We start from the raw sequence: 5618 nt of genomic DNA, 5'->3' as shown, positions 1-5618 counted from the left end.
GACCTGCAACGAGATCCAGCGCCTGTTCACCGCTCTGGCCACCCAGCCCACCCGCGAAATCGCCCACCACCTACGCTGGTCGACCTGGCGCCGACGCCACCAAGCCCGCGCCCGCCACAGCCACTACCAGCGACAAGCCGCCCTTCAACCGTGAAGATCACGATCTACGGCTGGAGTATTAGGTCTCTTGGCGGCGGGGCCGATCAACGCCGCCACAGCGGCAGAGGTTTGCCCTCAGAAGCCGTATTTCAACCGATCATGGAACGTGCGGTTCGAACAGGTTTCCCACCCGGGTGATCTTCCCGTTGTACGCGCATGAAGACAGGGCCTCTCGGTAGCTCGGGGATGCGAATCTGACCGAGCAATGCCGGGAGGCCCTGGTGTCGTTGTGGTACGCGTCCGAGCCCGTCCAGTTCAACTCGGCTGCACCATCGTGTGATTGCCTCGCGCACGTGTACGGCAACGCGGCCGATCATCCCGATCGGGTGCGCCGGTATCCGTCGGACATGACGGACGCGGAGTGGGCCGAGATCCGGCCCTTGCTGCCGGTGCCGGCCTGGCTGCAGGGACGGGGTGGACGGCCCGAGGGCTACTGCCACCGCCAGATGCTGGACCAATGCCACGAAGTTAAGGGCCCGTTGACGATGTCAAGGGTGGGTGCGATACAGAAGGGCCTCTGCTATCCAGGGGATCGACCAAGATCTTCCTGAGAAAGCAGAGGCCCAGTGGCTCAGTCTGTCACGGGCGGAACCGACATGTTCGCGCCCGCTCATATCGGTGAGTTAACGCAGGTCATCCCGCCCGAGTTGGTGGATGCGGTGCTGGACGAGACCGGGGCTCGCGAGCGACGACTGCGGAGCCTGCCCTCGCGCGTTGGGGTGTACTTCGTGCTCGCGCTCGGGCTGTTCGAGCATCTGGGCGCCGGGCTGGTGTGGGGCAAGCTCGTGGCCGGACTCGCCTCCAGAGTGCCGCAGCCCTCGGAGAAGGCACTTCGTGATCTGCGTCGGCGGGTCGGCGTGGCCCCGTTCAGGCGGCTGTTCGATGTGCTGGCCGGCCCGTTGGCACAGCCGTCCACGCCCGGAGTGCGCTACCGCCGCTGGCGCACGGTCGCCTTCGACGGGTGCGGGAGCCTGAACGTCCCCGACCACGAGCGCAACCGGTCCTGGCTCGGCCGCACCGAGCGCCGCCATGGTCCGGCAGGCTACCCCCGGCTGATGCTCATGACTCTGTGCGAAACCGGCACCCGTGGCCTAATCGCAGCCGTCTTTGGCCCAGCCACCAAGGGCGAAACCGACTACGCCCACGACCTGGTCGGCCACCTGACCTCGGACATGCTCCTCCTGGCGGACCGCGCCTTCGACAGCAACGAACTGCTCGCAGACATCGCGGCTCAAGGGGCACAGTTTCTGATTCGCGCCACCAGCGTCCGGCGCCCGCCGGTGCTGGCGCTGCTGCCCGACGGCTCCTACCTGACTCGGATCGGAAGCCTCGAGCTGCGGGTGATCGAGGCGGAGATCCACTCTCGCACCGCGGACGGCAGCGACTTCGGCGGAATCTACCGCCTGCTGACCACGCTCAGCGACCACCGCACGGATCCCGCAGACCACCTGGTACGTCTCTATCACGAACGCTGGGAGATCGAGATCACCTACCTGGCGCTCCGTCACACCCTGCTCAACGGCCGAGTTCTCCGTTCGAAGGACCCGAGGGGCCTCACCCAGGAGATGTGGGGACTGCTCACCCTCTACCAGGCCTTGCGCTCGGTGATAGTGATCGCGGCGGAGACAGTGCCCGGCTGCGATCCCGACCGGGCCGGCTTCACCGTTGCTCTGGAGGCCGCCCGTGACACGGTCGTCAGCCTCGCGGGAACAACCCCGGTCACAGCGCCGAACAGCGGCTTCGACCTGGTGGGACACATCGGCGCCCGCGTCCTGCAGGCGCTGCTTCCCGGACGCCGGATGCGACTGTCCGCCCGCATCGTCAAGTGCGGAACCTCCCGCTACAACATCTGGAACCGCGACGGTCGCCCCCGCGACAGCACACTGATCACCGCCATCGAGGTCACCGTGCAGCCACCGGCCCTGCCCAATGCATACGACCCAGGCCGGGCCCCCACGGGCCGTTGGGACCGGGTCTGCCGGATCCTGGCCGCGAACTCCAATCAGGCCATGCACGCCCGCGACATCGCGCGGCTCCTCGGCCGAGGCGGCTCAGGACTACCCCTGAGCCGCCTCAACGCGCAACTCTGCTACTGGGCCCGCAAGGGCCGGCTCATCCGCACGGCACCGAGCACCTACAAGATTACGTTCCCCGATGCCTTGACATCATCAACGGGCCCTTAACTTCGTGGCATTGCATGCTCGACGCCGTGTTCTACGTGGTCGACAACGGCATCAAGTGGCGGGCGTTGCCGGTGGGCTTCCCCGCCTGGGACCGGGTCTACGCGTTCTGGCGGCGATGGCGGAACAACGGGCTGATCGACGAGCTCCACGACCGGCTGCGCGGGAAGGTCCGCGAGCAGGCGGGGCGCGATCCGGAGCCGACCGCCGCGGTGATCGACTCACAGTCCGTGAAGGCCGACGCGGTCGTGGGCGTCGGCACCTGATCTGCGACACGATCGGACTGCTGCTGGCGATCCGGGTGACAGCCGCCGATGTCACCGACCGTCAGGCCGCCGCCGAGATGCTGCCCGCCCTGCACGAGCGGTTCCCCACGATCACCAAGCTGTGGGCCGACTCCGGCTACACCGGTGTGCTCGTCTCCTGGGCGCTGGCCGTGCTGCACCTGGTCGTCACGGTCGTCAAGCGCAGCGACGACGTGACGGGGTTCGTGGTACTGCCGCGCCGGTGGGTGGTGGAGATCTGTCAAGCACAGTGCACTCATGGAGTCTGTTGCCCTGCTGTCTCGGCGGTCTCGGTCCAGATGCGGCGGCTGTACCAGCCAGGCGGACGTGTCCGGCGTTCGCGGAGTTCGGCGAGCTCTTGCTCGTCGGCGTGGGCGATGAGCCGGTGGGGCCAGCAGCTCTCCCGGCGGGTGGTGATCCAGCCGCGGTTGATCCAGGCGTAGAGGGTGGAGGTGGTCATGTCCAGCTCCGCGGCCAGGTGTTTGAGCCACCACTCGTCGGGGCCGGGTTCCTCGCCAGGAGGTGCGGGGCGGTGGCGGTGGACACGGCCTGCGGGACAGGCGAGGCGGCGCCTCATGAGGTCGCGGATGGTGGTCGCGGTGATCCGTCGGCCGCCCTTGGCCGGGCGGTATCCCTCGGCCTCCAGACGGTCGGCGATCCCGTTGGCGCCGATGCCCTGGCCTGCCAGTTCCCGGATCCGGGCGGCGAGTTGGGGGTAGTAGCTGAGCTGGTCCAGGCTCCGGACCGGGCGGACGATCTCTTCCTTGGTGGTGGCACCGCCCGTCCAGACGATGGTCGCCGTCACGCGTTCACTGGTGCCGATGACGGTGAGGACGACCTTGTCGATGATCGCGCGGGCGATCTCCTTGCGGTCTGTGACCGTGGTGGTCTCCGCGTGCCACAGGCCGGTGATGTCGCCGGCCAGCGCCGTGATCGTCTGCCGCTCGGCGGGAGTGAGGGTGCGGGGGCTGGTGCGGGTGAAGCGTTCGTGGTCCTCGCGGAGTTTCTGCTGGGCGGCCAGCGCGGCCTCCCACTCCTTCTCCAACTGGCGTACGACCAGCCGGTTTTCGGGTTCCGCGAGGTGGTAGCAGCGCCGGGCCCGGTCGGCTTCGTACTCGGCCCGTTCCAGCTTCTGGGTCCACAGCTTCTCCAGCTCGGCGCGCTCGGCCATGACCTGGTCGGCAGCGTGGAGGGAGACCGCGACGGCGGCGGGCTGCAGCGCGGCGAGGACCTGGCGTTCCACGAAGGCGTCCACGCAGCCGGCGTTCAGCAGCTGGCAGGCTCCCTGGGCACCGTAGTTGGTCACGTCCCGGCAGCACACATACTCCGGCCGGGCATGGCTGTGCTGGGTGTGGTAGCGCACCATCATGCGCCTGCCGCAGCGGCCGCAGAAGACCAGCCCGGCGGCGAGCGCGGGCCCGCCTCGGACGGCTCCCATGGACTCGGCGCGGGCGCGGTTGGCAGCCAGTCTCGCCTCGTTGGCCTCGAACTGGGCGACGGAGATGTAGGCGGGCAGGACGTCGGGGATCATCACGAGCCATTCGTCGCGGGCCTGGACGACCCGTCCGGTGCCGGGCCGGGCGGGGTCCTTGCGGCGCGGGTCGACCCGGCGCCGGCCGTAGGCGTAGATACCGGCGTAGGCGGGGTTGTGCAGCAGGGTCTGCAGCGTCATCCGGTTGGGCCTGCGCCACTGAAGCGCGCCCTTGTCCGGACCCTCCCGCAGCCGGATTCCGAGCTGGATGTTGTGGCGGACGAGGTAGCGCAGCATCCCGTGCAGCGTGCCGATCCGCTCGAACTGCGCGAAGATCAGGCGGATGACGGTCTGCACCTGCTCGTCCGGGTCGAAGACCACCTCCCCGGAGGGACGCCGGACATAGCCACTGGGCAGCGGGAAGGTGAGCTCGCCGCGGCGAGCCTTGCTGATGCGTCCGTTCCACATCCGCTGCTTGATGAGATGGAGTTCGGCCTCGCTCATGGTGCCCTTGAGCCCGAGCAGGAGCCTGTCGTTGTAGTCGGCCGGGTCGTACACCCCGTCGGTGTCCGCGAGCACCGCGCCGGAGAGCGCACACAGCTCGATCAGCTGGTACCAGTCCTTGCCCGAGCGGGCCAGGCGGGACATCTCCAGGCCGAGAACGAGGCCGACGTGGTCCAGGCCGATCTCGGTGACCAGCCGCTGGAAGCCCGTCCGGGCCACCGCGGACGTCGCGGACATCCCCAGGTCGTCGTCGATCACCAGGACCCGATCCGCCTCCCAGCCCAGCGTGACCGCGCGGTCCACCAAGGCGTACTGCAGCCGGGTCGACTCTTGATGATCCAGAAGCTGTTGCCGCGTGGACTGGCGAACATAGACCACCGCGAGGCGCTGGAGGTGGCGGTCACTCACCTTGCTGTCGGCCCGTTCCCAGGGCATCACCGCCGTCATGACCGGCCCCGCTCACCCGCCGCCGCGGTGGTCATCGCGCGACCCGCCAGTCTCACCAGCTGCCGCACCACCGCCTGCCGGTTCATCTCCGGCAGACCGGCCCACACCCGTCCGTCCGGCGTCGCCCGCACGGTCGTCTGGGGCCGGCGTCACTCCCGTCGCACATGACGACTCGTTCCTCTCACGGGACCGCAGCCGCTCGGCCACCTCGGCCAGCCGCAGCAGGCCCTCACGACCGATTATCGGCGCCCGCTCACTGTCCAGACCATCCATATGTGCAGTGTGACTGGGCGATGGAGAGAACGTTCGGGTGGCTGATGCGGTCGAGGCGCCTGGCACGCGACTACGAGCGCCGGTGTGATTCCAGCGAGGCGATGATCCTGTGGTCGATGACGATGCTCATGACCCGCCGCCTCGCAGCCCCGGCGCGAGCGCGAACCGCCCCGACGGCTCCTTGAGCAGCCAGCCCCGCCCGACGAGCCGGTTCGCCTTCGACCGCACCCCCTCGACCTTCGCCGGCACCGGCCTCACTCCCAGTCCCGCGGCCAGCTCCTTGCACGAGCTTGAACCGCC

The 5618-nt window shown here is 68.8% G+C and carries 3 protein-coding genes and 3 pseudogenes; 5 read left to right on the top strand and 1 reads right to left on the bottom strand.

The annotated features are described in order from the left end of the window. The 4 genes and pseudogenes from StrepF001_RS49210 to StrepF001_RS46810 all read left to right on the top strand — a co-directional run. Window positions 1-154: pseudogene (locus StrepF001_RS49210) on the top strand (IS701 family transposase); the annotation flags it as partial. A gap of 223 nt (window positions 155-377) precedes the next feature. Next, a pseudogene (locus tag StrepF001_RS49205) lies at window positions 378-584 on the top strand (IS5/IS1182 family transposase); the annotation flags it as partial. A gap of 141 nt (window positions 585-725) precedes the next feature. Next, window positions 726-2342, top strand: a complete 1617-nt coding sequence (locus StrepF001_RS44260; RefSeq protein WP_240798001.1) for an IS4 family transposase — start codon at window positions 726-728, stop codon at window positions 2340-2342. A 14-nt stretch (window positions 2343-2356) separates the two neighbouring features. Then, window positions 2357-2605 carry a transposase gene (locus StrepF001_RS46810; protein WP_129803722.1) on the top strand — a complete coding sequence of 83 codons (249 nt, stop codon included), beginning with the start codon at window positions 2357-2359 and terminating at the stop codon, window positions 2603-2605. A 274-nt stretch (window positions 2606-2879) separates the two neighbouring features. On the opposite strand, the gene StrepF001_RS44245 is transcribed toward StrepF001_RS46810, so the two are convergent. After that, window positions 2880-5045, bottom strand: coding sequence for a recombinase family protein (locus tag StrepF001_RS44245; protein ID WP_129803720.1), 2166 nt, complete (start codon window positions 5043-5045; stop codon window positions 2880-2882). A gap of 287 nt (window positions 5046-5332) precedes the next feature. Here StrepF001_RS44245 and StrepF001_RS46125 point away from each other — a divergent pair. After that, a pseudogene (locus StrepF001_RS46125) lies at window positions 5333-5503 on the top strand (IS5/IS1182 family transposase); the annotation flags it as partial. Between the last annotated feature and the right edge of the window lie 115 nt (window positions 5504-5618).

This window comes from Streptomyces sp. F001, assembly GCF_004187715.1.
GTDB lineage: Bacteria > Actinomycetota > Actinomycetes > Streptomycetales > Streptomycetaceae > Streptomyces > Streptomyces flavusporus.
This window is presented reverse-complemented; position numbering and strand designations above follow the sequence as displayed.

What these genes read in the sequence shown, in the direction of transcription:
- StrepF001_RS44245 (WP_129803720.1), bottom strand. Translation starts at nt 5,045, where the DNA reads ATGACGGCGGTGATGCCCTGGGAACGGGCCGACAGCAAGGTGAGTGAC.
- StrepF001_RS46810 (WP_129803722.1), top strand. Translation starts at nt 2,357, where the DNA reads ATGCTCGACGCCGTGTTCTACGTGGTCGACAACGGCATCAAGTGGCGG.